This window comes from Ramlibacter sp. PS4R-6, assembly GCF_037572775.1.
In the GTDB taxonomy this organism is placed as follows: domain Bacteria; phylum Pseudomonadota; class Gammaproteobacteria; order Burkholderiales; family Burkholderiaceae_C; genus Ramlibacter.
Genome location: NZ_JBBHKA010000001.1, coordinates 303,160 through 324,785 on the forward strand (window position 1 = coordinate 303,160; position 21,626 = coordinate 324,785).

Below are 21,626 nucleotides of genomic sequence, written 5' to 3' on the forward strand. Positions count from 1 at the left end.
ATCTGCCCTGTTACTTCAGCTTCCCGTCTTCCTTGAAGACTTCGGTCCAGTCCTTGACCATCCCGTCGAGCGCGGCCTGGGGCGTGCCCTTGCCGGCGACGACGTAGTCGTGGACGCGGTTCTGCATGGCGAGCAGCAGCTGCGCGTAGGTCGGCTCGGCCCAGAAGTCCTTGACCATCTTCATGGAGTCGAGGAACACCTTGGCGTACGACGTGCTCTTGTCGAAGCCGGGCGCGTTCAGGATGGCCTGGTTGCAGGTGAAGCCACCGGCATCCCACCACTTCTTCTGCACGCTCTGCTGCGCGAACCACTTCAGGTACTCGAGCGCCATCGGCTGCTTGTCGGAGTACTTGACCACCGAGATGCCCTGGCCGCCCAGCTGCGCGAACTGCTTGTCACCCTTGGGGATGGCGAAGAAGCCCGTCTTCTCGCCGCCGACCTGCGGGTCCTTGGAGATGCCCGGGAAGAAGGCGATGAAGTTCATCTGCATCGCGACCTGGCCCGACTTGTAGGCGTCGAGGTTCTCGGTCATGTACGCGTTGCTGTGGCCCGGGGGGGTCACGGTGTCGTACAGCTCCTTGTAGAGCTTCAGGCCCTTGGCGGCGCCGGCGCTGTTGACGAAGCCCTTCATGTCGTACGGCTTGGCCGGGTTCGAGTACTCGAAGCCGTAGGCGTACAGCGCGTTGGTCACGCCCATCGTGATGCCTTCGGAGCCACGCTCGGTGTAGAGCGCCGCGCCGTAGACCTTCTTGCCGTCGATGGTGCGGTTCTGGAAGAACTGGCCGACCTGCTTGAACTCGTCCCAGGTCTTCGGCGCTTCCAGGTCGCGGCCGTACTTCTGCTTGAACTCGGCGCGCAGCTCGGGGCGGGCGAACCAGTCCTTGCGGTACGTGAAGGCCACGGCGTCGCCCATCGCGGGCAGGGCCCAGTAGTTGGGCGTCTTCTTCGGCCACTCCGAATAGCCCGTCACGGTGGCGGGCATGAAGTCCGACATCTTGATGCCGTTCTTGTCGAAGAAGTCGTTCAGCTTGACGTAGTGGCCTTCCTGCGCCGCGCCGCCGATCCACTGGCTGTCGCCGATCAGCAGGTCGCACAGCTTGCCCTTCGAGTTGAGCTCGTTGAGCATGCGCTGCGCGAAGTTCGGCCACGGCACGAACTCGTACTTCATCTGGATGCCGGTCTTGGCCGTGAAGTCCTTGGACAGCTCGACCAGCGCGTTGGCCGGGTCCCAGGCGGCCCAGCACAGCGTGAGGCTCTTCTCCTGGGCTTGCGCGCCCAAGGCCGTGGCGGCCAGCGCTGCCCCGGCGAGCGTCCGCCACAGGGTTGATTTCAGTTTGCTCATCTGCGTCTCCATTCCGCGCGTGGCATCCCACGCATAGGTTTCAAGTGCAGGCCCGGCGGCCCATCCGCCTTGCCTTCCCCCGAGCGCCAGGCGCCCATCAGTCCGTGGACCCGTCCCGTGCCCCCTACCTCGCACCGGCCAGCCTTGTTCTGATGGCTTTGATGTTATTTCCATCATTTAATCAATCAATCAATGGAAACCCTAATACCGCAGATAAATCAGGCAAAAAAGACCCCGGCCGTCTTGCTGCAAAGCAGCACGAGCGAACCGGGGAAGGAAGGACCCTCTTGGAGAACTAACGTCGGGTCAGGTGCGGGAACGCGGCGCGTCCGGCGTAGACGGCGGCCGGGCCGAGCTCCGATTCGATGGCCAGCAGGCGGTTGTATTTCGCGACGCGCTCCGAACGGCACAGCGAGCCCGTCTTGATCTGCGTGGCGGCGGTGCCGACGGCGAGGTCGGCGATGGTCGTGTCTTCCGTTTCGCCCGAGCGGTGCGACACGATGGAGGCGTAGTTCGCGCGCGAGGCGCGCGAGATCGCCGCGAGCGTTTCGCTCAGCGTGCCGACCTGGTTCGGCTTCACGAGCAGGGCGTTGGCCAGGCCGTCGTCGATGCCCTGCTGCAGGATGGTCGGGTTCGTGACGAAGAGGTCGTCGCCCACCAGCTGCACGTCGCGTCCCAGCTTCTCGGTGATGAGGCGCCAGCCTTCGCGGTCGTCTTCGGCCAGGCCGTCCTCGATCGAGAGGATCGGGTAGGCGCGCGACCACGCGGCGAGCAGGTCGACGAACTCGCCGGCATCGAGCTTCTTGCCTTCGCCGTCCAGGTGGTAGCGGCCGTCGCGGTGGAACTCGCTGCTGGCGACGTCGAGCCCGAGGTACACGTCGCGGCCCGGGCGCAGGCCCGCGACTTCCGCCGCTTCGAGGATCAGGTTCATCGCCGCTTCGTTGGACGGCAGGTCCGGCGCGAAGCCGCCTTCGTCGCCCACGGCGGTGGACAGCCCCTTGCGCTTGAGTACGGACTTGAGCGCATGGAACACCTCGGCGCCGTGGCGCAGCGCTTCGGCGAAGTTCGACGCGCCCACGGGGATCACCATGAACTCCTGGACGTCGACGTTGTTGTCCGCGTGCGCGCCGCCGTTGACGATGTTCATCATGGGCACGGGCAGCTGCAGCGCGGCGCCGGTGCGCGCCGCGAAGTAGCGGTACAGCGGCAGCGCGAGCGCTTCGGCGGCGGCCTTCGCGGCGGCGAGCGACACCGCGAGGATCGCGTTGGCGCCCAGGCGCGACTTGTCCGGCGTGCCGTCGAGCGTGATCAGCAGCCGGTCGAGGCCGCCCTGTTCCGCCGCGTCGAAGCCGAGCAGCGCATCGCGCAGCTCGCCGTTGATGTTGGCCACCGCGCGCGTGACGCCCTTGCCGCCGTAGCGGCGGGTGTCGTAGTCGCGCAGCTCCAGCGCCTCGCGCGAGCCGGTGGAAGCGCCCGAGGGCACCGCGGCGTGGCCGCGTTCGCCGCTTTCGAGCGTGACGGTCGCCAGGACCGTGGGATGTCCGCGCGAGTCGAGGATCTCGGCGGCGCGGATGTCGGTGATGCGTGGCATGGGTTTGCCTTCAGACCTTCGCGATGTGCAGGAAGTTGGTGGTGCCGGGCACGCCGAAGGGCATGCCCGATGCGATGACGACGATGTCGCCCGCGGCCGCGAAGGCTTCGCGCTGCGCCACCGCGCAGGCGCGCGCCGCGATCTGCGGCACATCGGGCACGTGCTCGTCGTCGTGGATGGAGTGCACGCCCCACACCAGCGCCAGCTGGCGCGCGGTGCCGAGGTCGGGCGTGAGCGACAGCACGGGCACGCCAGGCCGCTCGCGCGCGGCGCGGAAGCTCGTCGCGCCCGAGCGCGTGTAGGTGACGATGCCCGCGACCGGCAGCAAGCCCGCCGTGTCGCGCAGCGCGAGGCAGATCGCATCGGGGATCGCCGCCGGCGGCGGGCAGCCCGAGGCGTCGATGGCGCGGCGGAACTCCGGGTCCGACTCCACCTGGCGGATCACGCGGTCCATCATCGCCACCGCCTCGCGCGGGTAGCGGCCCGAGGCCGACTCCGCCGACAGCATGACCGCGTCGGCGCCTTCGTACACGGCGTTGGCGACGTCGGACGCCTCGGCGCGCGTGGGCACGGGCGCGGTGACCATCGACTCGAGCATCTGCGTGGCGACCACCACCGGCTTGCCGGCGGCGCGGCACGCCCGCACGATGCGCTTCTGCACCGTGGGCACCTGCTCGGCGGGCAACTCCACGCCGAGGTCGCCGCGCGCAACCATCACGGCGTCGGATGCGGCGACGATCGGCTCCAGCGCATCGATGGCCGCGGGCTTCTCGATCTTGGCCAGCACACGCGCGCGGCCCTGCACGATGCGCTGCACCTCCTCGACGTCGGCGGCGCGCTGCACGAAGGACAGCGCGACCCAGTCGACGCCGAGTTCCAGCGCGAACTTCAGGTCGGTGCGGTCCTTGTCCGTCAGCGCCGACAGCGGCAGCACCACCGACGGCACGTTGACGCCCTTGCGTTCGGACAGCTGCCCGCCCACGACGACGCGCGTGCGCGCGAACTCGGGCCCGCACACGATCACCTCCAGCCGCAGCTTGCCGTCGTCGAGCAGCAGCTGCGCGCCGGGCGCCAGCGCCGCGAAGATCTCCGGGTGCGGCAGCGGCGCGCGGCTGTCGTCGCCGGGCGTGGGATCCAGGTCGAGCCGGAAGCTCGCGCCCGCTTCCAGCATGACGGGACCGCGCGCGAGCGCGCCGATGCGCAGCTTGGGCCCCTGCAGGTCGGCGAGCACGGCCACGGGCCGCCCCGCTTCGCGCTCGACGGCGCGGATGTGGTCGAAGCGCTCGCGGTGCTGGGCGTGCGTGCCGTGGCTGAAGTTCAGCCGGAACACGTCCGCACCCGCGGCGAACAGCGAGCGGATCGTCGCCAGGTCGGAGCTGGCCGGCCCCAGCGTCGCGACGATCTTGGCCTGGCGCATGCGTCTCATAGGATGAATCCGGTGTTGATGAAGCTCGAGCAGTGGCCGCGCACGATGGCGTTGAGCAGCTGCTTGTTGGCGTCGGTCTGGCGCGCGGCGACCATGGAGCGGATGGAAAAGGCGCGCAGCGCGTCGCGCACGGACAGCGTGCCCTCGGCCGAGTCCTTGCGCCCCGCGAACGGGAACGCGTCGGGGCCGCGCTGGCACTGCGAGTTGATGTTGACGCGGCACACCTGGTTGACCAGCGGGTCCACCAGCGCGCCGACCTGCGTCGCGTCGCGCCCGAAGATGCTCACCTGCTGGCCGTGCTCGGAGGTCGTCACGTAGTCGAGCGCCTCCTGCACGTCGCGGTAGGGCATCACCGGCACGATGGGGCCGAACTGTTCCTCGCGGTGCAGCTTCATGCCCTCGCGCACCGGGTAGACGATGGCCGGGTAGAACAGGGTGGCGCACGACGCGCCGCCGCCCGGGTTGACGACGCGCGCGCCTTTCGCCGCGGCGTCGGCGATCGCCTCGTTCATGTAGGCGGTGCGGTGCGGCGCGGGCAGCGGCGTGATCTGCACGCCCGGCTCCCACGGCATGCCCACTTTCAGCTGCGACACGGCGGTGACCAGCCGGTCGAGGAAGGGCCGCACGATGACCTCGTGCACCAGCAGCATCTTCAGCGCGGTGCAGCGCTGGCCGTTGAACGACAGCGCGCCCGCGACGCACTCGCGCACCGCGAGGTCGAGGTCGGCGTCCGGCAGCACGATGGCGGCGTTCTTCGCGTCCAGCCCGAGCACGGCGCGCAGGCGGTGCGACTTCGGGTGCTGCTTCTTCAGGTGGTCGGCCACGCGGCTCGAGCCGATCAGCGCCAGCACGTCGATGCCGCCGGATGCGAGCATGCGCGGCACGACGACTTCGCCGGGCGCGTAGATGGTGTTGACCACGCCGGGCGGAAACGAATCGCGAAACGGCTCCAGCAGCGGCTCGAACACCAGCGTGCCGTACTGCGGCGGCTTGAGCACCACCGTGTTGCCCATGAGCAGCGCCGGCACCAGCGTGCAGAACGTCTCGTTGAGCGGGTAGTTGTACGGGCCCATGCACAGCACCACACCCAGCGGCGTGCGGCGCACCTGGCCGATGGTTCCTTCGACGATCTGGAAGCGCGAGTCGGCGTTGTCGATGTCCTTGAGCGCCTCGATCGTGGCCTGCACGTACTCGACGGTGCGGTCGAACTCCTTGGCCGCGTCGGCCAGGCTCTTGCCGATCTCCCAGACGATCAGCCGCACGATGCGCTCGCGCCGCTGCACCATCGCCTGCAGGAAGCGCTGCATGCAATCGATGCGGCGCGCCACCGGCATGGTGGGCCAGGCGCCGCGGCCGCGGTCGTAGGCGCGCGCCGCGGCGGCGACCATCACGTCCGCCTCTTCGGCACCCATCTGCGGATGGCTGCCGATGGAAACTTGCCGCACCGAGCCGGTTGCGGAGCGGACGCACACGGGCGACAGCACCGGCTTGGTGGGGCCGGTCCACTCGCGCAGCTCGCCCCCGAGGAGGTAGCCGCGCTGGTGGACTTCGGGCAGCCGATGCTGCGCCGGCAGCTCGTCCCCGGCGGGGAAGAGCTGCTCGAGGCGCGCAGGATCGGCTGTCATGCTGCGTCCGTCAGAACGCGTGGAACACGCCCAGCGCGTAGCCGGTCTTGTTCGTGCCGGCGGGCGCCTTGTTGTCGTTGGCGATGACGGCGAAGACGTTCGTCTGCTTCGACAGGAAGTGCTTGTAGCCCACCGAGACGAGCTGCTCGACGCGGGTGCCACCCTGGTCCTGCAGGTCGATCGACGCGATCAGCGCGCCCGCGCCGACCGGGACGTTCACGCCGGCGAGGATGTTCTTGCGGCTGGTGCCCACGGCGTCGCGGCCCGTGCCGTAGCCGGCGTGCAGCTTGGCAGCGCCGAAATCGTAGGTGGCGGCCAGCGTGCTCCAGCGCTCGGAGCTGCCGTCGTTGGAGCGCTCGTGGCCCGCGCCGACGTAGAAGGGACCGTCGCCGTAGCTCACGCCCACGTTCCACGGGCGCTTGCCGCCGCCCACGCGCTCGGCCGACACCTGGGTGCCGAAGCTGAAGCCGCCGACGGAGTGCTCGTACGTGATGGAGTTGTTCACCCAGAACGCGCCGAGGCAGCCGCCGCGGAAGGCGGGGCCGCAGCCGACGGAGCCGTAGGTGCCTTCACCGAGGGTGCCCATGCCGAAGGGGTCGGCCGCGTACTGCGACTTCAGGAAAGCCTGCGACCACCAGCGGCCCAGCTTCACCGAGCCCCAGTCCTTGCTGGACAGGCCCACCCACGAGCCGCCCTTCCAGAACGTGCCGCTGTTGGTCAGGCCGGTGTCGGGGTCGAAGCGGTGCTCCAGGTAGAACTGGGCCTTCAGGCCGCCACCGAGGTCTTCGTCGCCTTTGAAGCCGATGCGGCTGCCGCCCATATCGAACATCTGCGTGCCGGGTGCCTGCTGCGTCTGGCGGCCCACTTGGGCTTCCATGAAACCGAAGATCGTGACCGACGACTGGGCCCAGCTTGCGGTTGCGCCGCCTGCCAGGGCGGCAGCGATCACCATTGCGTAGCTCTTCATTGAGAAATGCCTCCAGGATTGATTAAAAAGATGGGATTACTGCCTTGCCGCCGCTCAGGACGAAGTTCGAAAGTCGAGTCCCCTCAACGCCTTTTTGACGACGTTGTGATAATAAATCAATCTTAATCAATCAAACAAGTGAAATCTGCGTCAGTGTCTTGACAGCGCCAACTGGAAGGAAATGCAGTACAGTCCGCGTGCCGCTCCAGGCGATTGATTTAATTGAGGGGAATGGCAGCGACGATCAATCAGATTGCCGAAGCCGCCGGGGTCAGTACCGCAACGGTCGACCGGGTGCTCAACAACCGGCCGGGTGTCAACCCGGCCACCGTCGAGCGCGTCCGCGCGGTGATGGCCTCCCTGGGCGCAGGCGCGCCGGTGCGCGGGCGCCCGCGCACCACGCCCAACTACCGCTTCGGCTTCGTGCTGCCGGCGGCGCGGCGCGGCTTCTTCGACATGATCGACCGCATGGTCGCCCAGGCCGCCGGCGACTTCCGCCACCAGCACATCACCGAGATCACGCACCGCCTGCCGAACGCGGACGGCGCCGACTTCGCGCTGGAACTCGCCAAGATGACGGACCTGGACGGCATCGCGCTGCTGGCGCCCGACGTGCCGCAGGTCAAGCTCGCGATCAACGAGCTGGTGCGCGCCGGCGTTCACGTCGTCACGCTGTTCTCGGACGTTCCCGGGTCGCTGCGCGAAACCTTTGTCGGCGCGGACAACCGCGCTGCCGGCCGCACGGCGGGCCTGCTGCTCGGGCGTGAGCTGCCGCGCGGCGAGCCGGGGCGCTGCGTGCTGCTGTCGCCGCCCACGCGCTTCGCCGCCGAGATCGACCGCCGCATCGGCTTCGCGCAGGTGCTGGAAGAGCGCTTCCCCGGCGCGTCGCTGCTCGAATTGCCCGACATGCCGGAAGCCGAGGACCAGGCCTACGCCTTCGCGCGCGAGTTCCTCGACCCGAAGCGCACCGGCGGGCGGGTTCACGCCCTCTACAACATCGGCCCGGGATCGCACGGCGTGGGCCGCGCCATCCAGGAGCTGGGCTACGACAGCTCGCTGGGCTTCGTCGTGCACGACCTGCTGGAGATGCACCGCACGCTCCTGGTCGCCAACACGGTGACGTACGTCCTGCAGCAGGACGTGCACTACGCCGTCATGACGGCCGCCAAGGTGCTGCGCCTGCTGTGCGAGGACGTGCGCGGCGCGCTGGCGGTGAGCAACCCCAGCATCGAAATCATCACCGCCGAAAACCTCGCATAAACGAAAGGTGACAGTCAGGCTGGTCGGTGACCATAATGGTGCACCGAGGGGCCGGCATGAAGAAGTTCACCAATCTTCCGAGCGACGTCGTCTACGAAAGCGCACTGGGCTTTGCCGCGGCCCATGCGGACATCGTCACGCTCAACGTCGACCCGCTCTTCGTCGCCCGCAAGCATCCCAACCGCAACAAGGTGGCCCTGGTCTCGGGCGGCGGCTCGGGGCATGAGCCGCTGCACATCGGCTACGTCGGCGCCGGCATGCTCGATGCGGCCTGCCCCGGCGAGGTGTTCACCTCGCCGACCCCCGACCAGATGCTCGCGGCGTGCAAGGCCGTGGCGGGCGACGCCGGCGTCCTCTACATCGTCAAGAACTACGCCGGCGACGTCATGAACTTCCAGATGGCGATGGACATGATGGACCGGGAGTACGCCTCGGTGCTGGTCAACGACGACGTCTCGGTCGACACCGCCGGCCACAACGCCCAGCGGCGCGGCGTCGCGGGGACGGTGGTGGTCGAGAAGATCGTCGGGGCGGCCGCCGAGCGCGGCGCCAACCTCGCGGCGTGCAAGCGGCTCGCGGACCGGGTCAACGCGCACACCGCGTCGATGGGTGTCGCGTTCACCAGCTGCACCGTGCCGGAGGCGGGCGTCGCCACTTTCGAGATCGGCGCGGACGAGATGGAAGTCGGCGTGGGCATCCATGGCGAGCCCGGCCGCCGCCGCGCCACCGTGCAGCCCGCCGCGGTGATCGTCGACGAGCTGCTCGCGGCCATCCTCAAGGACATCACGCCCAAGCGCGGCGACGAGGTGCTGCTGTTCGTCAACGGCCTGGGCGGCACGCCGCTGATGGAGCTGTACCTGCTGTATCGCGACGCCAGCGAGCACCTGTCGCGCGCCGGCTTCATGCCCGCGCGTTCGCTGGTGGGCAACTACACGACCTCGCTCGAAATGGCGGGCGCGTCGATCACGGTTACCGTGCTCGACGAGGAGATGAAGGCGCTGTGGGACGCGCCGGTGCACACGCCGGCGCTGCGCTGGTAGCACCTTCGATGTAATCTCCGCGTCAGTCGGCGCCGCGACACTGCCGCGCATGAAACGTGTCGCCGCCCTCGCCTTCGCCGCACTGCTCGCGGCGCCATGCTTCGCCCTCGACCTCGTCGTGCCCGCCTACTTCTACCCGGCGGGCAAGAAGAACCCGTGGCCGCAGCTCGCAGTGGCCGCGGCGCGCGCGCCGCTGGTCGCGATCCTCAACCCGGCGAGCGGGCCCGGCACGTTCACCGACCCGAACTACACGGCTGCGATCGCCGGTGTGCGCAGCGCGGGTGGCCGCGTGATCGCGTATGTGTCCACGCGCTATGCCACGCGGCCGCTGATCGAAGTCACCGCCGACATCAACGCCTACCTCGGCATGTACGCGGTGGACGGCTTCTTCCTGGACGAGATGACGAACGACGCCGACGCGGGGCACCTGGCTTTCTACCAGTCGGCGTACAACTACATCAAGGCGCTCAACCCCGCGTACCACGTGATGGGCAACCCGGGCACGAACACGCAGGAAGCGTATGCCAGCCTGCCGGTGGCCGACAGCTTCGTCGTGTTCGAGGGCAACGCCACGTCGTATTCAGCCTATGTGCCCGCGGCGTGGCAGGCCGGCTACGCGCGCAGCCGCTTCGTGCACATCGTCTACAAGTCCGACAAGAAGCAGATGGCGAAGGACGTCGCGAATGCCGTGGCGCGCGGCGCCGGCGGGCTGTTCGTGACGAGCGACAAGCTGCCCAACCCGTACGACGTGCTGCCCTCCTACTGGAAGGACGAAGTCACGGAAGTGGGCGCAGCGCCCTGACGCGCCGCGTCATCGGCCGGTGAACTTCGCCGGCCGCCGCTCGACGAAGGAGCGCACGCCTTCCTTCGCGTCCTCGGTGTTCGCCAGGCGCGTCTGCACGTCGATGAACTCGGCCATCGCGGTGAGCGGGCCCTGCTCCACCGCCTTCACCGCGTTCAGGCGCGTGGCGACCACGGCCTGGGGCGCCTGCGCGGCGATCGCTTCGGCGATGCGGATCGCCTCGTCCAGCTCGCGGCCCGCCGGGACGACCTTCTGCACGAAGTTCAGGCGCAGAGCCTCGGTTGCATCGAACTCGTCGCCGGTCAGCAGGTGCAGCATCGCGTTGCCCAGGCCCGCGCGCTGCGACATGCGCAGCGTCGCGCCGCCGGTGGCCATGATCCCGCGCTTGACCTCGAGCTGCGAGAAGCGGCAATCGTTGGCCGCGACCACCACGTCGGCGGCGAGCATCAGCTCGATGCCCAGCGTGAAGGTGATGCCCTTGACCGCGACCACCATCGGCTTGGTGCGGCGGCGGTAACCCGGCGTGCCCAGGTCCATCGGCTCCACGTCGCCGGGCCGGAGCAGCTTTTCGCCGCGCTGCATGAAGGGCGCGATGGTCGGCAGGTCCAGGCCCGCGGTGAAGTGCTGGCCGAAGGCGTGCAGCACGCCGACGCGCAATTGCGGGTCGTCGTCCAGGCGCGTGTACGCCTCGCCCAGCTCGCGGAACATGCGCGGCGTGAAGCCGTTGTACTTGGCGGGCCGGTTGATGCCCACCAGCAGCAGCGGCCCGCGCGCTTCGCAAGTGATGCAGCCTTCGGCCGGCGCGTCCATCGCTTACGAGAAGTGCAGGTTGGCGATGCGGATCCAGGGCAGGCGCTGCGCGCCGCCGTCGATCTGCTCGCGCGAGATGGCGACCACATCCTTGAGCATCTGCGCCATGTTGCCCGCGATCATGGTCTCCGACAGCGCCGGGCCGATGGCCCCGCCGTCGATGCGGAAGCTGTTCTTGATCACGCCCGAGAAGTTGCCGTTGGCGGCGGGGTTGCCCATGGACAGGCGCCCGACGATGGCGCCGCGCTGCACGCCGCCGATCACTTCCGACAGCGGCGTCCGGCCCGCGACCACATCCCAGCCACCCGCCACCGGCACGTGCTTCAGCCCCGTCTTGCGGCTGCCGTACAGCGTCGGCGTCAGCGCGCGCAGCGTGCCTTGCTCCAGCAGCGTCACGGGCGGCGCGGCGAAAGCGTCGCCGGAAATTGCGGCGACGCCGGGCGCATCGAACCGGCTGCGGATGGTGAGCAGCGGCGAGGCGATCACCTCACCCACGCTGCCCTGGTACAGCGAGCTGCCCGAGATCAGTTGCGTGTCGCCCAGTTGCCCCAGGAACCACCCGAGCAGGTCGGACACCGCGCCGGGCGTGAACACCACGTCGCCGAGGAACTTGCCGCCGATGGGTTGCGTGTCGATCTGCCGTTCCGACTCGCGCATCATGTCGGCGAGGCCGAAGTAAGCCTGCGCCGGCTGCGACGCGAGTTCGTCCGCGGAGCCGCCCGTGAAGTTGTACGAGCTCGACTTGCTGCCCTCGCGCGCCGCGCCGATGGCGCTGAGCGAATAGCAGCCGATGCTCGCGGCCAGGTCGCTGCCGCCGGTGGTGAGCGTGTGCCAGCGCTGCCACTGGTGCGAGCAGCTTCCCTCTTCGAGCATCATGCGCGGCGTTTCGCCCGCGCGGAACGCCAGCAGCTCCTTCACCTTCGCCGCGAGCAGCTCGCGGTCGCCCTGCTGCGGGCCCTGCACGATGCGCGCGTGCTGGCCGCTCGACACGGCGTTGGCTTCGTCCTGCGGCGCCGACTGCGCGTCCTTGTACAGCGACGCGATGCGCGCCTGCACCGCTTCGCGGTCGACCTGCGACAGCTCGGTGCTGGCCATGCGGCCGCCGGCGATGCCCAGCAGCATCAGCTTGTGCGACTCGGTGCTGCGCAGCAGGCTCGGCTCGTTGTGGGCGATGCCCAGCTCGTCCAGCTTGCCGTGCACGGCCGTGACCTGCGCGTGCTCGAAGCCCGCGCGCTTCATGCCCTCGAGCGTCTGCGCCGCGAGGTCCTGGAGGTTCAGTTCGAGTGCGCCCATCATTCGCCCCCGATGTGCGCCTGCGCGCGCAAGGCCGGCCCGCCCATGGACACCACCATGGGCTGCTTCTTGCCGCAGTAGCCGCTGCAGTTCCAGTAGATGTCGTCGGACACCGCGTCGACCGACTGCAGCACCTTGATCGCCGAGCCGGAGATGGTGGTGTCGCGGATGGCGCGCCCGAGCTTGCCGTCCTTGATCTCGTAGGCCAGCGACACGCCGAACATGAACTCGGTGGTCGAGTCGGCCTGGCCGTTGCCGGTCTTCATCAGGAAGTAGCCTTCGTCGACGCCGGCGATCATGTCCTCGAGCTTCGACTGCCCGGGCACGATGACCGTGTTGCGCATGCGCACGAGCGGCTCATCCGAGGGCGCGTAGGCGCGCGCGCTGCCGGTGGGGCGGATGCCCAGCTTCGCCGCGGTCTCGCGGCTGTTCATGAACTCGGTGAGGATGCCCTTGTCGATCAGCATCGCATCGCGCGCCGGCATGCCTTCGTCGTCGGCATAGACGGGGATCATCACTTCCTCGCCGCCGAAGGTGTGGGCGACGTCGATCATCGTGACGAGGTCGCTGCCCACGCGCTGGCCGACGAGGTCGCGCGTGACGGCGCCGCCGAGCACCAGGTCGGCCTCGCACGGGTGGCCCATGGCCTCGTGCGCCAGCATGCCCGCGAGTTCCGGTGCGAGCACCACGGTGTGCTGGCCGCCGCGCGCCGCCACCGCCTCGCACTTGGCGCGCACGTGGCGATGGACGTCATCGAGCTCGCGCTCCAGCGCCGCGGGCGACAGGTCGAGGTCGGCGAGGCTGCCCTTGCCGCTGACCACGTGCATGATCTCCACGGGCGCGCCGTCGGCGCCGATCGCCGTGAACGTCACGTAGCACAGCGCGCGCTGGATGCTGTTCAGCACCTCGCTGCCGGTGCTGGTGGTGAGCCACTTGGAATGGTGCTCGTCGCCGAACAGCACGCGCGTGGATTTCAGGTCCGGGTAGCGCTGCTTGCACCACGCCGACAGTTCGGCCATGCGCGCGACGCATTCGTCCTGGCCGATGGCGGCCTTGCCCTTGAAGGCGTGCTCGCCGCGGTAGGTGCCTTCGGGCAGCGTGAGCGCGTCCTTGCGGCCGAAGCGGCCCATGGCGCGCGCGTTGCCGCGCGCCTGCTGCGTCATGCGCTCGACGCCGGCGGCGCTGGCGTCGTTGGTCGACGCGAAGCCCCAGTAGCCGGCGTCCCAGGCTCGCGCGCTGGCGCCGCTGTCGAGCGTCTGCGAGTTGAGGGTGAGGTTGCCGTCCACCATCAGCAGGCGGCGCTTGCGCAGCTCGTGGCGGCGCGTTTCCAGGTAGGTCATGCTTCGCTCCGTACGTCGGCTTCGTGGGCCGGAGCGCCATTAGATCACTTCACAGCAGCGAGTCCACGGGGACTGTCCGGGTGTCCATCACCTCATCCAGCACGCCGTCCACCATGAGCATGTCGCGGTACACGCCCAGCGCCAGCAAGGGCGGGCCGGAGCACTGCTGGCGCATGTTGGGGTCGCCCAGCATCCAGCGGACGATGTACATGCGCGCCTCGCGGTACGGCCATTCGTTGGCCAGCCCGTCGCACAGTTGCGCGTCATCGAGCAGCGACGCGTCACCGGTGGACGGCGCGTCCCAGGCCGGCGCGTTCTGCCCGAAGCGCTTGCGGAACGCCGCGCGCGCCACTTCCCATTCCTTCTCGCGCGCCAGCTGCCGGTACAGCTCGCGCAGTTCGAGGAAGACCCAGGGGCTGGTGTAGCGGAAGTCGGCCAGGTGCTGCTGCAGCAGGAGCGTGGAGGCGATCACGTCGCCGCGGTTGCGGCGGCGTTTCAGTTTGCCCTCGAGCTCGTGCAGGTCGATCAGCGTCGCCTCGCGCCGCGAAGTGGTTTCGCCGATCGCCGTGACGTAGATGGCGCGCGCGGATTCGGCGGCATTGGGGCTGTCCGGCAGGATGTCGTCGATGCCGCCCGCCGTGGTGATGATGGAGGCGCCGGGGGGCTGCCGGTCGGCCCACAGGATGGAGTCCTTCTCGGTCTCGAGCAGGCGGCGCCGGCGGCGCTCGACGATCCAGCCGGTGGCGAACACGACGGACGCGGCGGCCCAGAGCAGCGTCGGCAAAGACGCGCCGCCGGCGCCTTTCACGGCGCCGGATGCGGGGCTCTCGGCGGGCAGGGCGGACTCCGTCACTTGCAACCAATGGTACTAGTCGCCCGCGCCCGGCGCCATGGTGAATGCATGTGAAGTCGTTCACACGCGGGCACCCTTTACGGAAATTTGAGGATTCGCTTAAGCAATTCTTAAGCGCGGCGTTTGCGCCTGCTTCCTAGACTCCCGGCCACCCCCAAGGAGAACCTCTTGAAGATCGACACGAAGGAAATGCATGAAGTGGCCGCCGCGGCGGCACCGCGCCTGGACATGTACGGGCCCATCCACAAGGCGCTGCGCGCCTTCATGGCCGACACGCTGCTGGCGCTGGGCCGCATGGACACGGCCGACGAACTGGAGTTCGTGCAGGTCACGCAGCGCGTGCTGGAGCTGATGGACTTCTGCCGCTCGCACCTGGCGCACGAGAACCGCTTCGTCCACACGGCGATGGACGAGCGCAAGCCCGGCTCGGCGGGTCGCATCGCGCGCGAGCACGAGGACCACGAGCGCCACATCGCACTCATCGCCGCCGGCGTGGCCGCGCTGCGCGCGCAGGCCGTGGCCGCCCGCCCCGCTGCGGCGATGCAGCTGTACCGCGACCTCGCGGCGTTCGTCGCCGAAAACTTCGTGCACATGAACGTCGAGGAGACCGAGCACAACGCGGTGCTGTGGTCGCACTACACCGACGCCGAACTCCAGCGCATCCACGACGAGCTGGTCGCATCGGTGCCGCCGCCCGAGATGCTGGTGGTGCTGCGCTGGATGGTGCCGTTCATGAACCCGGCCGAGCGCGCGGGCATGCTGGCCGGCATGCGCGAGCATGCGCCGGCGCCCGCGTTCCAGGCGGCGCTGGACACCGTGCGGCCGCACCTCACCGCGCGCGAGTGGGACAAGCTGGAAGCGGCGCTGGGCCTCTAGGCCTGGTGCAGCGTCACCGGGCGCGTGACGGCCAGGCGGAAGCGCCCGCGCCCCGTCTTCTCGATGCGCACGGCGTCGCCGTATTCCTCGAGCCGCCGGCGCAGCAGCACCAGGCGCGCCTCGAGGTTGTCGCAGACGTCGGGCAGGCCGATGGCCGGGTCCAGGCGCAGTTCGCGGTTGCTGAACTCGCTGCGGCCGCGCGCGTGCTCGTTGAGCAGCTTCCACAGGATGGCGCCGGCCACGCCCTTGATCAGGTAGTCGTCGCCGAAGAACACGCTGGCGTTGCTCGCGAAGTGGCGCACGACCAGCGGCGGGGCAGCCGGCGCGGTGGCCGGCGGCGCTTCCCGCGCGGGCGTGTCGGCGTCGGTGTCGTCCTGCACCTGCGCGATCACGGCGCCGAACTGCGCGGCGATCGTGGCCAGCGCGTCCTCGTCCTCGTGGTCGAAGCGCAGGTCCTCGCCGCTCTCGGCGAACAGCACGCCCAGGACGCCCGCCGCCGACACGATGGGCACGGCGAGCTGGCTGCGCGGCTGCGCCAGGCCCGGGTACGGGATCTCGGTGGCCGCCTCCAGCCCCGCGCCGCCGCGCATGGCCTGCGTGTACAGCGAGGCGTGCGTGACGTGCACGATGCGCACCGGCGTCGCTTCGCGCGCCGCCACGCCGATCACGCCCTGGCCCAGTTCGATCTCGGAACCCACGCCCGAGTGCGCGTAGCCCATGCTCGCCACGGTGTACAGGCGGCGCGACGCCGCATCGAGCATCAGCACCATCGCATGTTCGATGGCGAGGCCGTCGCGCAAGGCGCCCATCACGGTGTTGAGCGCATCGTCCATCGAGGCGCTGCGGGCGAGCTGCGTGCAGCAGCGGCGCACCGCTGCGAGAACGCCGCCGCGCGGCGGCGGGGGCGGCAGCGCCTCGCCTTCGACGCGCTCGACCCGCTCGACCTCGTACACGTCGGAGCCGAGCAGCTTGAACACATCCTCCATGCCCGTGTGCGAGGCGATGCCCGCCAGCTGCGCCTTCATGCCTTCGAACAGCGGGCCGCTGGTTTCGGTGCGCAGGTAGTGCAGGTGCAGGCGCCAGTGCGCGGCCGTGCGCGGGTCCAGCACCAGCACGGTCGCGTAGGGATGCGCCAGCACGTTGCGGCGCGTCTTGTTGAAGAACTGGAACGACAGCGCTACGTGGCGGTCGTCCACGAAGAACACCTGCGAGATGTAGACGACGTTGGGCGTGCCGTCGGGCGCGCAGGTCGCCATCGCGGCCGGGATCGCGCCTTCCAGGCAGGCGCGGATGTGCGACAGCGGCAGCGTCATGCGCCGCCCGCCAGCACCGCGCCCGCGCGCGGGCCCGGCGTCTGTTCGAACACCTGCTCGGGAACGAAAGTGACCGCGACCAGGTCGTCCAGCCGGTACGACAGCATCGCGCGCGCCAGCAGCACGGCGTAGCCGACGGTCGTGATCTCGCGGTCCATGGCCGCCAGGTAGGCGTCGAGCGCCGGCCGGTCGGCCTCGGTGGCCGGCCGCACCTGCGCACGGGCGGCCTTCAGTTGCACGCTCAGGTGCGTCGAAGGCTGGCTGAACATCGCGGCCACCTGCCCGCAGCGCGCGATGTCGCGCAGCAGGTCCTGCGCCTGCCGCCGCGCCAAGTACACCGTCACCTCGCCCGCCGCGGCGTCGATGCGGCTGCCCATGGCGCGCATCACGCTGGGCCGCAGGCGGTCGTCGCGCGACGCCACCAGCACCGACACCCCGCCGGCCATCATGGCGAGCAGGTGGGGCGGGAGCTGGGCGAGCGCGCCGGGCATGTCGCCGGATCGTACCGCGCGTCGCGTGCGAACGACGCCCGCCTTGCGGCGGGGCGCGCGCGGGCGTACAACGGCGGTGCGGAGGGACGCCATGCCGATGACGCACAACGACCGCGAACGCCAGCACCGCGCACGCCTTGCGCAGATCGAAGCCGTGCTGGTCGTGGCCGGCAGCGGTGACCGTGCCCGCGTCAACCACGAACGCACGCTGATCGAACGCGCGCGCATGATGGCCGAGGAGTACGGCTCCCATGCCGCGACCGAACGCGGCCTCGAAGCGCTGGACGGGCTGCTGCGCGCCGTCGAGGACGGCGACACGCCGCACCGCCGCGAGATCGGCGAGTTCATCGGGGCGGTGTGGAACAACAAGCCGCTCGCCCTGGGCGTGCTGCGCACGGTGGACCAGCGCACCGCCGACGCCATGCTGGACGTGCTCGACGCCTGGCGCTGGGCGCGTGTCAACCTCGCCGAGAACGTGAAGGGCGGCCCGCGCCGGATCGCGACGGCGCTACGCGCCTGCCGCGCCCAGTAGCGGCAGCAATCCCTGCATCAACGCCGCCGCGTGCACGCGGCTGTGCACGCCCAGCTTCTCGCGGATGTTGGCCGTGTGGCGCTTGACCGTGTTCGGGCTCAGTTGCAGCTGCGCGGCGATCTCGTCGTTGCGCGCCCCGTTGGCCACGCGCGCCAGCACGTCCAGTTCGCGCGCGGTCAGCTCCCGCAGTGAGCAGGGCTGCGCTTCGGCGCGCATGGCGCGATGCCAGACGCAGGCCGCCTCGCCGCGCGAGTGCACCTGCAGCTTGGTCATCGTGCGCGCCACGTGGCGCTTGACCGTGTGCACGCTCAGGCCCAGCGCGTTCGCGATGTGCTTGTTGCGCGCGCCGCTCGCCACGAGGCGCAGCACCTCCGCTTCGCGCCGCGACAGGCGCGAGTGCCAACGCTCGCTTGCCGTTTCCTCCATGCAAGCCAGTGTTGGGAGCGCGCCGCGCGCGGTCCAATGAAATGCACCCGCGCGATTGATCGCGGGGCTGCAAGTCCGGCATTTCGCAGGCGCACCCCGTCGCAATGCCGGCGCATCCGCGCACGCCGCCGCGCGATGCCCCAATACGGCGCAGGGCGTTGGCCCGAAGTGGCCATGCGCACGCGTGCACGGCAACCAACAATGGGCACTCCAGACGTCCTCGCCGAGAGAGGACTTCGATGGCCACCGGCGACGGCGGCCATTTTTTTGGCTAGCCGCGCCGCGCCTTCTCAAGCGTGGCGATGTCGATCTTGCCCATGGGCATCATCGCTTCGAAGACGCGCTTGGCGGCCGCGCGGTCGGGGCCGGAGATCGCGTCCATCAGCATGCGCGGCGTGATCTGCCACGACACGCCCCACTTGTCCTTGCACCAGCCGCACGCGCTCTCCTGGCCGCCGTTGCCCACGATCGCGTTCCACAAGCGGTCGGTCTCGGCCTGGTCCTCGGTCGACACCTGGAATGAAAAGGCCTCTGTCTGCTTGAACTCCGGCCCGCCGTTCAGGCCCAGGCACGGGATGCCCATCACGGTGAATTCGACCGTGAGCACCGCGCCTTCCTTGCCGGACGGGTAGTCGCCTGGCGCACGCGTCACGCGCTGCACCGCGCTGTCCGGAAAGGTCTTCGCGTAGAACTCGGCGGCCTCCTGGGCCGCGCCGTCGTACCAGATGCAGACCGTGTTCTTGGCGGGCATGTGTCCTCCGATCGGTGGGACGCGCATCTTCTCAAAAAAGAAGGGGCTCCCTGCGGAGCCCCCGGATGAGCTGGGCCTGCGCTCAGAAGCGGTAGGTCCCCCGCACGTAGAACGTGCGCAGCAGCGGGTCGGCGAAGCGCGGGTCGTAGCCGACCTGGAAGGTCGCGGCCTGCTCGCTGTGCGGCGGCTTCTTGTCGAACACGTTCTTCACCCCGAGCGTGACCGACAGCTTCTTGTCGGGCGACGACCACGAACCGTACAGGTCCCAGGTCTGGTAGGCGCCGACCTTGTCGATCACCGTTTGCCCCACGTCCTGGTCGAGGTAGGCCGACTTGTAGTGCGTGACCACGCCCGCGCCCCACTGGCCCATGTTCCACATCGCCGAGACGCTGAACTGGTTGCGGAACACCGGCCCGCCGCCCGCGATGGACGGGTTGCCGCTGTACAGGCCGACGCCGTCGAACCACGGCCCGCCGCGCTCGGTCTGGTAGCGGAACTTGGCGACGTAGGTCTCGTGCAGGCGGAAGAGCCAGTTGCCCAGGCCCGTGCGCAGGCGGAAGTTGGCGGCCAGGTCGACGCCGCTCGTCTTGATGTCGCCGAGGTTGTCGTTGAGCAGCAGCACGTAGCCGCACTGCGGGCCGGGGTTGGCCGCCGTGTTGCACTGGCTGCCGTCGGTGGCGAGCGAGCCGTCGGGCGCGCGCACGATGTGCGCGGCGTAGGTGGCCGGGTCGCCGAACACCGTGGCGTCCGACAGTGCGCCGATGGAGTTCTTCAGGTGGACCCACCAGAAGTCGACCGTCGCGTCGAATGCGGGCACGGGCTGCAGGACGAAGCCGAGCGTGGCGCCGCGCGACTTCTCGGGCTGCAGCGCGGTGTTGCCGCCGACGAGCGACATGAACTGCACGGCGCAGTTGTCCGCGCGCGAGACGCCGGGGATCGGGTTGCCGCCCGGGCAGCGCGCCGGGTCGTTCCAGTTGTTCGCCGTGTTGGTGAACACCTGCGACGAATGCAGCTCGAAGAGCGAGGGCGCGCGGAAGCCCGTGCTCGCCGACCCGCGCACCGCCCACTTGTCGCTGGGCGCGAACTTGAAGGAGACCTTCGGGTTGGTGCTGCTGCCGAAGTCCGGGTAGTGGTCGTAACGCACCGAGCCCGTGACCTCCAGCGACTTGGTGACCGGCAGGTTCAACTCGCCGTACACGCCCCAGACGCTGCGCGCGCCCTGGTTGACCGTGAACGGGTCGAAGCCCGTGCTGGACACCACGGACGACGCATAGGCCGTGTTCGCGAATTGCGTGTACTTCTCGTGCCGCAGCTCCGCGCCCAGGCCGAGCGCCGCCTTGCGGCCCGCACCGAACCAGTCGCCCAGTTCGCGCGACACGCGGCCGTCCCACGTCGTGGTTTCGCCCTTGGCCGTGAACAGGCGCCCGGTCAGCACCGCGTTGGCCACGATCGCCTGCTGGTCGGCGGGCAGCGTGGGCGTGAACGGGTTGAGCGTGCCGTTGGCCACCGCGTCGCGGATCAGGTTGTCGTCGACGTAGCCGCCGATCAGGTTGCGCGTCGTCGTCACCTGGTTCCATGTGATGCCCGTGGCGTAATCCCAGCCGAACACCGTGCCTTCGAGCGCGCCGACCAGCCGCTGCTGCTCGGAATCGTTGCGCTCCGAACGCGGGCCCGCCGGCACCGCGCGCCAGCGCACGCGGATCGGTTGTGTCGGGTCCCACACCGTGCCGGCCGGCGGCAAGGGCGTGACGCCGTTGCCCGGGAAGAACGGCGAGCTCGGGTTCATGGTGAGCGCGCCCTCGGGCACGGGCGCGAAGTTCGTCCACACCTTGGTTTGCGACCCGGTGTACTCCAGGCTGGCCTGGTGCGCGCCGAGGTTGAGCGTGCCCTTGAGCATGGCGGTGATGCGGTCGGTCTTCGGCACGAGGTCGACCCAGTTCCAGTAGTAGTACGCGCAGGTCGTGCCCGAGGGCGCCTGCCACTTCTCGGCGCAGGCGGGCGCGAACGGGCTGATCGACGCGCCGCCCTGCGACCACGCGCCCGGGAAGCCGGTGGGCGATGTCTTGGCGGCCGAGGCGAACGAGCGCTGCGGCGTCGTCACCACGTCCTGGTGCTGCATGTCCACGAAGCCGAAGACGTTCCAGCCGTCCTTGTCCAGGTCGCCGCGGCCGAAGCCCGCGTTGCCCTGCATGACCTTGCCGCCCGGGTGTTGCGGGTGCGAGTACTGCGCGCTCACCTCGCCGCCCTGGAAGTCCTTCTTCGTGATGAAGTTGATCACGCCGCCGATGGCGTCGGTGCCGTACAGCGACGAGGCGCCGTCGCGCAGCACCTCGATGCGTTCGATCGCCGCGAGCGGGATGGTGTTGAGGTCGGGCGCCGAGCTGTCGCCGCCGCCGCCCACGCCGCCCACCGCCTGGTTGACGATGCGCCGGCCGTTGAGCAGCACCAGCGTCTTGTTGGCGCCGAGCCCGCGCAGGTTGGCGAACACGCCGCCGCCGGTCGAGGCGCCGACCGAGCCGGCCGTGCCCTGCGAGGTCTGGTTGCCCGGCAGGGTCTGCATGATGTCCTCGACGGTCGTGAAGCCCTGCTGCCGCAGCTCCTCGACCTTCATGACGGTGACGGGCAGCGCCGTCTCCGCGTCGACACGGCGCACGGCCGAGCCGGTGATTTCGACGCGCTCCAGCGTCGATTGCGCGTGCGCGGCCAGCAGGCTGCCTGCTCCGCACAAGGCCGCCAGCGCCGCACGCGCCACGGCCGATCGCCTGAACCGGGTGTGATTCGTTTCCATCCGCTCTCCTGGGTATTGAGTTGGGCGGATGGATTACAGGCCCCGCGCCACCCCCGGAAAATGCGGACTACACCTTGGCTCCAAATGTGCATTGCGCGAA

General features: G+C 69.5%; 19 protein-coding genes. 5 read left to right on the plus strand and 14 right to left on the minus strand.

Going from position 1 to position 21,626, the window contains the following annotated elements; all coding sequences use genetic code 11:
* Nucleotides 1-10 precede the first annotated feature (10 nt).
* The 5 genes from WG903_RS01495 to WG903_RS01515 all read right to left on the minus strand — a co-directional run bounded on the left by WG903_RS01495 (nt 11) and on the right by WG903_RS01515 (nt 6,951).
* Nucleotides 11-1,342, minus strand: a complete 1,332-nt coding sequence (locus tag WG903_RS01495) for an ABC transporter substrate-binding protein (protein ID WP_340072418.1) — start codon at nt 1,340-1,342, stop codon at nt 11-13.
* Between the two features lie 295 nt (nt 1,343-1,637).
* Nucleotides 1,638-2,933 carry a phosphopyruvate hydratase gene (gene eno, locus WG903_RS01500; protein ID WP_340072419.1) on the minus strand — a complete coding sequence of 432 codons (1,296 nt, stop codon included), beginning with the start codon at nt 2,931-2,933 and terminating at the stop codon, nt 1,638-1,640.
* 10 nt (nt 2,934-2,943) lie between these two features.
* Complete coding sequence (gene pyk, locus WG903_RS01505) at nt 2,944-4,359, minus strand: pyruvate kinase (RefSeq protein WP_340072420.1); 1,416 nt, start codon at nt 4,357-4,359, stop codon at nt 2,944-2,946.
* Complete coding sequence (locus WG903_RS01510; protein ID WP_340072421.1) at nt 4,356-5,984, minus strand: NADP-dependent glyceraldehyde-3-phosphate dehydrogenase; 1,629 nt, start codon at nt 5,982-5,984, stop codon at nt 4,356-4,358. The genes pyk and WG903_RS01510 overlap by 4 nt, the downstream gene beginning before the upstream one ends.
* 10 nt (nt 5,985-5,994) lie before the next feature.
* Nucleotides 5,995-6,951 (minus strand): porin, encoded by a 957-nt coding sequence (locus tag WG903_RS01515; protein WP_340072422.1) that lies wholly within the window; start codon nt 6,949-6,951, stop codon nt 5,995-5,997.
* Between the two features lie 231 nt (nt 6,952-7,182).
* Between WG903_RS01515 and WG903_RS01520 the strand changes: the two genes are divergently transcribed.
* The 3 genes from WG903_RS01520 to WG903_RS01530 are packed head-to-tail and all read left to right on the plus strand — an operon-like array spanning nt 7,183 to nt 10,053.
* Nucleotides 7,183-8,211: a LacI family DNA-binding transcriptional regulator gene (locus WG903_RS01520; RefSeq protein WP_340072423.1), complete on the plus strand. Its 1,029-nt coding sequence runs from the start codon at nt 7,183-7,185 to the stop codon at nt 8,209-8,211.
* A 56-nt stretch (nt 8,212-8,267) separates the two neighbouring features.
* The gene (gene dhaK, locus WG903_RS01525; RefSeq protein ID WP_340072424.1) at nt 8,268-9,251 is read left to right on the plus strand and encodes a dihydroxyacetone kinase subunit DhaK; all 984 of its coding nucleotides are present in this window, start codon (nt 8,268-8,270) and stop codon (nt 9,249-9,251) included.
* Between the two features lie 49 nt (nt 9,252-9,300).
* Nucleotides 9,301-10,053, plus strand: coding sequence for a spherulation-specific family 4 protein (locus WG903_RS01530; RefSeq protein ID WP_340072425.1), 753 nt, complete (start codon nt 9,301-9,303; stop codon nt 10,051-10,053).
* Nucleotides 10,054-10,062: 9 nt separating this feature from the next.
* Here the strand turns inward: WG903_RS01530 and WG903_RS01535 are convergent, their stop codons facing one another.
* From WG903_RS01535 to WG903_RS01550, 4 genes are read right to left on the minus strand one after another with little or no spacing between them, the layout of a single operon-like run.
* Nucleotides 10,063-10,863, minus strand: a complete 801-nt coding sequence (locus WG903_RS01535) for a crotonase/enoyl-CoA hydratase family protein (protein ID WP_340072426.1) — start codon at nt 10,861-10,863, stop codon at nt 10,063-10,065.
* A 3-nt stretch (nt 10,864-10,866) separates the two neighbouring features.
* Nucleotides 10,867-12,156, minus strand: a complete 1,290-nt coding sequence (locus WG903_RS01540) for a metallopeptidase TldD-related protein (RefSeq protein WP_340072427.1) — start codon at nt 12,154-12,156, stop codon at nt 10,867-10,869.
* Nucleotides 12,156-13,496 carry a TldD/PmbA family protein gene (locus WG903_RS01545; RefSeq protein ID WP_340072428.1) on the minus strand — a complete coding sequence of 447 codons (1,341 nt, stop codon included), beginning with the start codon at nt 13,494-13,496 and terminating at the stop codon, nt 12,156-12,158. The genes WG903_RS01540 and WG903_RS01545 overlap by 1 nt, the downstream gene beginning before the upstream one ends.
* Before the next feature lie 49 nt (nt 13,497-13,545).
* Complete coding sequence (locus tag WG903_RS01550; protein WP_340072429.1) at nt 13,546-14,349, minus strand: hypothetical protein; 804 nt, start codon at nt 14,347-14,349, stop codon at nt 13,546-13,548.
* A gap of 168 nt (nt 14,350-14,517) precedes the next feature.
* On the opposite strand from WG903_RS01550, the gene WG903_RS01555 reads away from it, so the two are divergent.
* Nucleotides 14,518-15,225, plus strand: coding sequence for a hemerythrin domain-containing protein (locus WG903_RS01555; protein ID WP_340072430.1), 708 nt, complete (start codon nt 14,518-14,520; stop codon nt 15,223-15,225).
* Here the strand turns inward: WG903_RS01555 and WG903_RS01560 are convergent.
* Both WG903_RS01560 and WG903_RS01565 read right to left on the minus strand, forming a co-directional pair.
* On the minus strand, nt 15,222-16,538 hold the full coding sequence (locus tag WG903_RS01560; protein ID WP_340072431.1) for a GAF domain-containing protein: 1,317 nt from the start codon (nt 16,536-16,538) through the stop codon (nt 15,222-15,224). The genes WG903_RS01555 and WG903_RS01560 overlap by 4 nt on opposite strands.
* Nucleotides 16,535-17,029 (minus strand): hypothetical protein, encoded by a 495-nt coding sequence (locus tag WG903_RS01565; RefSeq protein WP_340072432.1) that lies wholly within the window; start codon nt 17,027-17,029, stop codon nt 16,535-16,537. Before WG903_RS01565 ends, WG903_RS01560 begins: the two co-directional genes overlap by 4 nt.
* Before the next feature lie 91 nt (nt 17,030-17,120).
* On the opposite strand from WG903_RS01565, the gene WG903_RS01570 reads away from it, so the two are divergent.
* Complete coding sequence (locus WG903_RS01570) at nt 17,121-17,561, plus strand: DUF7673 family protein (RefSeq protein WP_340072434.1); 441 nt, start codon at nt 17,121-17,123, stop codon at nt 17,559-17,561.
* Here the strand turns inward: WG903_RS01570 and WG903_RS01575 are convergent.
* From WG903_RS01575 to WG903_RS01585, 3 genes are all read right to left on the minus strand, one after another.
* Nucleotides 17,538-17,987: a response regulator transcription factor gene (locus WG903_RS01575; RefSeq protein ID WP_340072435.1), complete on the minus strand. Its 450-nt coding sequence runs from the start codon at nt 17,985-17,987 to the stop codon at nt 17,538-17,540. The two genes, WG903_RS01570 and WG903_RS01575, sit on opposite strands and share 24 nt — an antisense overlap.
* A gap of 271 nt (nt 17,988-18,258) precedes the next feature.
* On the minus strand, nt 18,259-18,738 hold the full coding sequence (locus WG903_RS01580) for a VOC family protein (protein ID WP_340072436.1): 480 nt from the start codon (nt 18,736-18,738) through the stop codon (nt 18,259-18,261).
* Nucleotides 18,739-18,820: 82 nt separating this feature from the next.
* Complete coding sequence (locus WG903_RS01585) at nt 18,821-21,526, minus strand: TonB-dependent receptor (RefSeq protein WP_340072437.1); 2,706 nt, start codon at nt 21,524-21,526, stop codon at nt 18,821-18,823.
* Nucleotides 21,527-21,626 lie beyond the last annotated feature (100 nt).

What these genes read in the sequence shown, in the direction of transcription:
- WG903_RS01495 (WP_340072418.1), bottom strand. Translation starts at nt 1,342, where the DNA reads ATGAGCAAACTGAAATCAACCCTGTGGCGGACGCTCGCCGGGGCAGCG.
- eno (WP_340072419.1), bottom strand. Translation starts at nt 2,933, where the DNA reads ATGCCACGCATCACCGACATCCGCGCCGCCGAGATCCTCGACTCGCGC.
- pyk (WP_340072420.1), bottom strand. Translation starts at nt 4,359, where the DNA reads ATGAGACGCATGCGCCAGGCCAAGATCGTCGCGACGCTGGGGCCGGCC.
- WG903_RS01510 (WP_340072421.1), bottom strand. Translation starts at nt 5,984, where the DNA reads ATGACAGCCGATCCTGCGCGCCTCGAGCAGCTCTTCCCCGCCGGGGAC.
- WG903_RS01515 (WP_340072422.1), bottom strand. Translation starts at nt 6,951, where the DNA reads ATGAAGAGCTACGCAATGGTGATCGCTGCCGCCCTGGCAGGCGGCGCA.
- WG903_RS01520 (WP_340072423.1), top strand. Translation starts at nt 7,183, where the DNA reads ATGGCAGCGACGATCAATCAGATTGCCGAAGCCGCCGGGGTCAGTACC.
- dhaK (WP_340072424.1), top strand. Translation starts at nt 8,268, where the DNA reads ATGAAGAAGTTCACCAATCTTCCGAGCGACGTCGTCTACGAAAGCGCA.
- WG903_RS01530 (WP_340072425.1), top strand. Translation starts at nt 9,301, where the DNA reads ATGAAACGTGTCGCCGCCCTCGCCTTCGCCGCACTGCTCGCGGCGCCA.
- WG903_RS01535 (WP_340072426.1), bottom strand. Translation starts at nt 10,863, where the DNA reads ATGGACGCGCCGGCCGAAGGCTGCATCACTTGCGAAGCGCGCGGGCCG.
- WG903_RS01540 (WP_340072427.1), bottom strand. Translation starts at nt 12,156, where the DNA reads ATGGGCGCACTCGAACTGAACCTCCAGGACCTCGCGGCGCAGACGCTC.
- WG903_RS01545 (WP_340072428.1), bottom strand. Translation starts at nt 13,496, where the DNA reads ATGACCTACCTGGAAACGCGCCGCCACGAGCTGCGCAAGCGCCGCCTG.
- WG903_RS01560 (WP_340072431.1), bottom strand. Translation starts at nt 16,538, where the DNA reads ATGACGCTGCCGCTGTCGCACATCCGCGCCTGCCTGGAAGGCGCGATC.
- WG903_RS01565 (WP_340072432.1), bottom strand. Translation starts at nt 17,029, where the DNA reads ATGCCCGGCGCGCTCGCCCAGCTCCCGCCCCACCTGCTCGCCATGATG.
- WG903_RS01570 (WP_340072434.1), top strand. Translation starts at nt 17,121, where the DNA reads ATGCCGATGACGCACAACGACCGCGAACGCCAGCACCGCGCACGCCTT.
- WG903_RS01575 (WP_340072435.1), bottom strand. Translation starts at nt 17,987, where the DNA reads ATGGAGGAAACGGCAAGCGAGCGTTGGCACTCGCGCCTGTCGCGGCGC.
- WG903_RS01580 (WP_340072436.1), bottom strand. Translation starts at nt 18,738, where the DNA reads ATGCCCGCCAAGAACACGGTCTGCATCTGGTACGACGGCGCGGCCCAG.
- WG903_RS01585 (WP_340072437.1), bottom strand. Translation starts at nt 21,526, where the DNA reads ATGGAAACGAATCACACCCGGTTCAGGCGATCGGCCGTGGCGCGTGCG.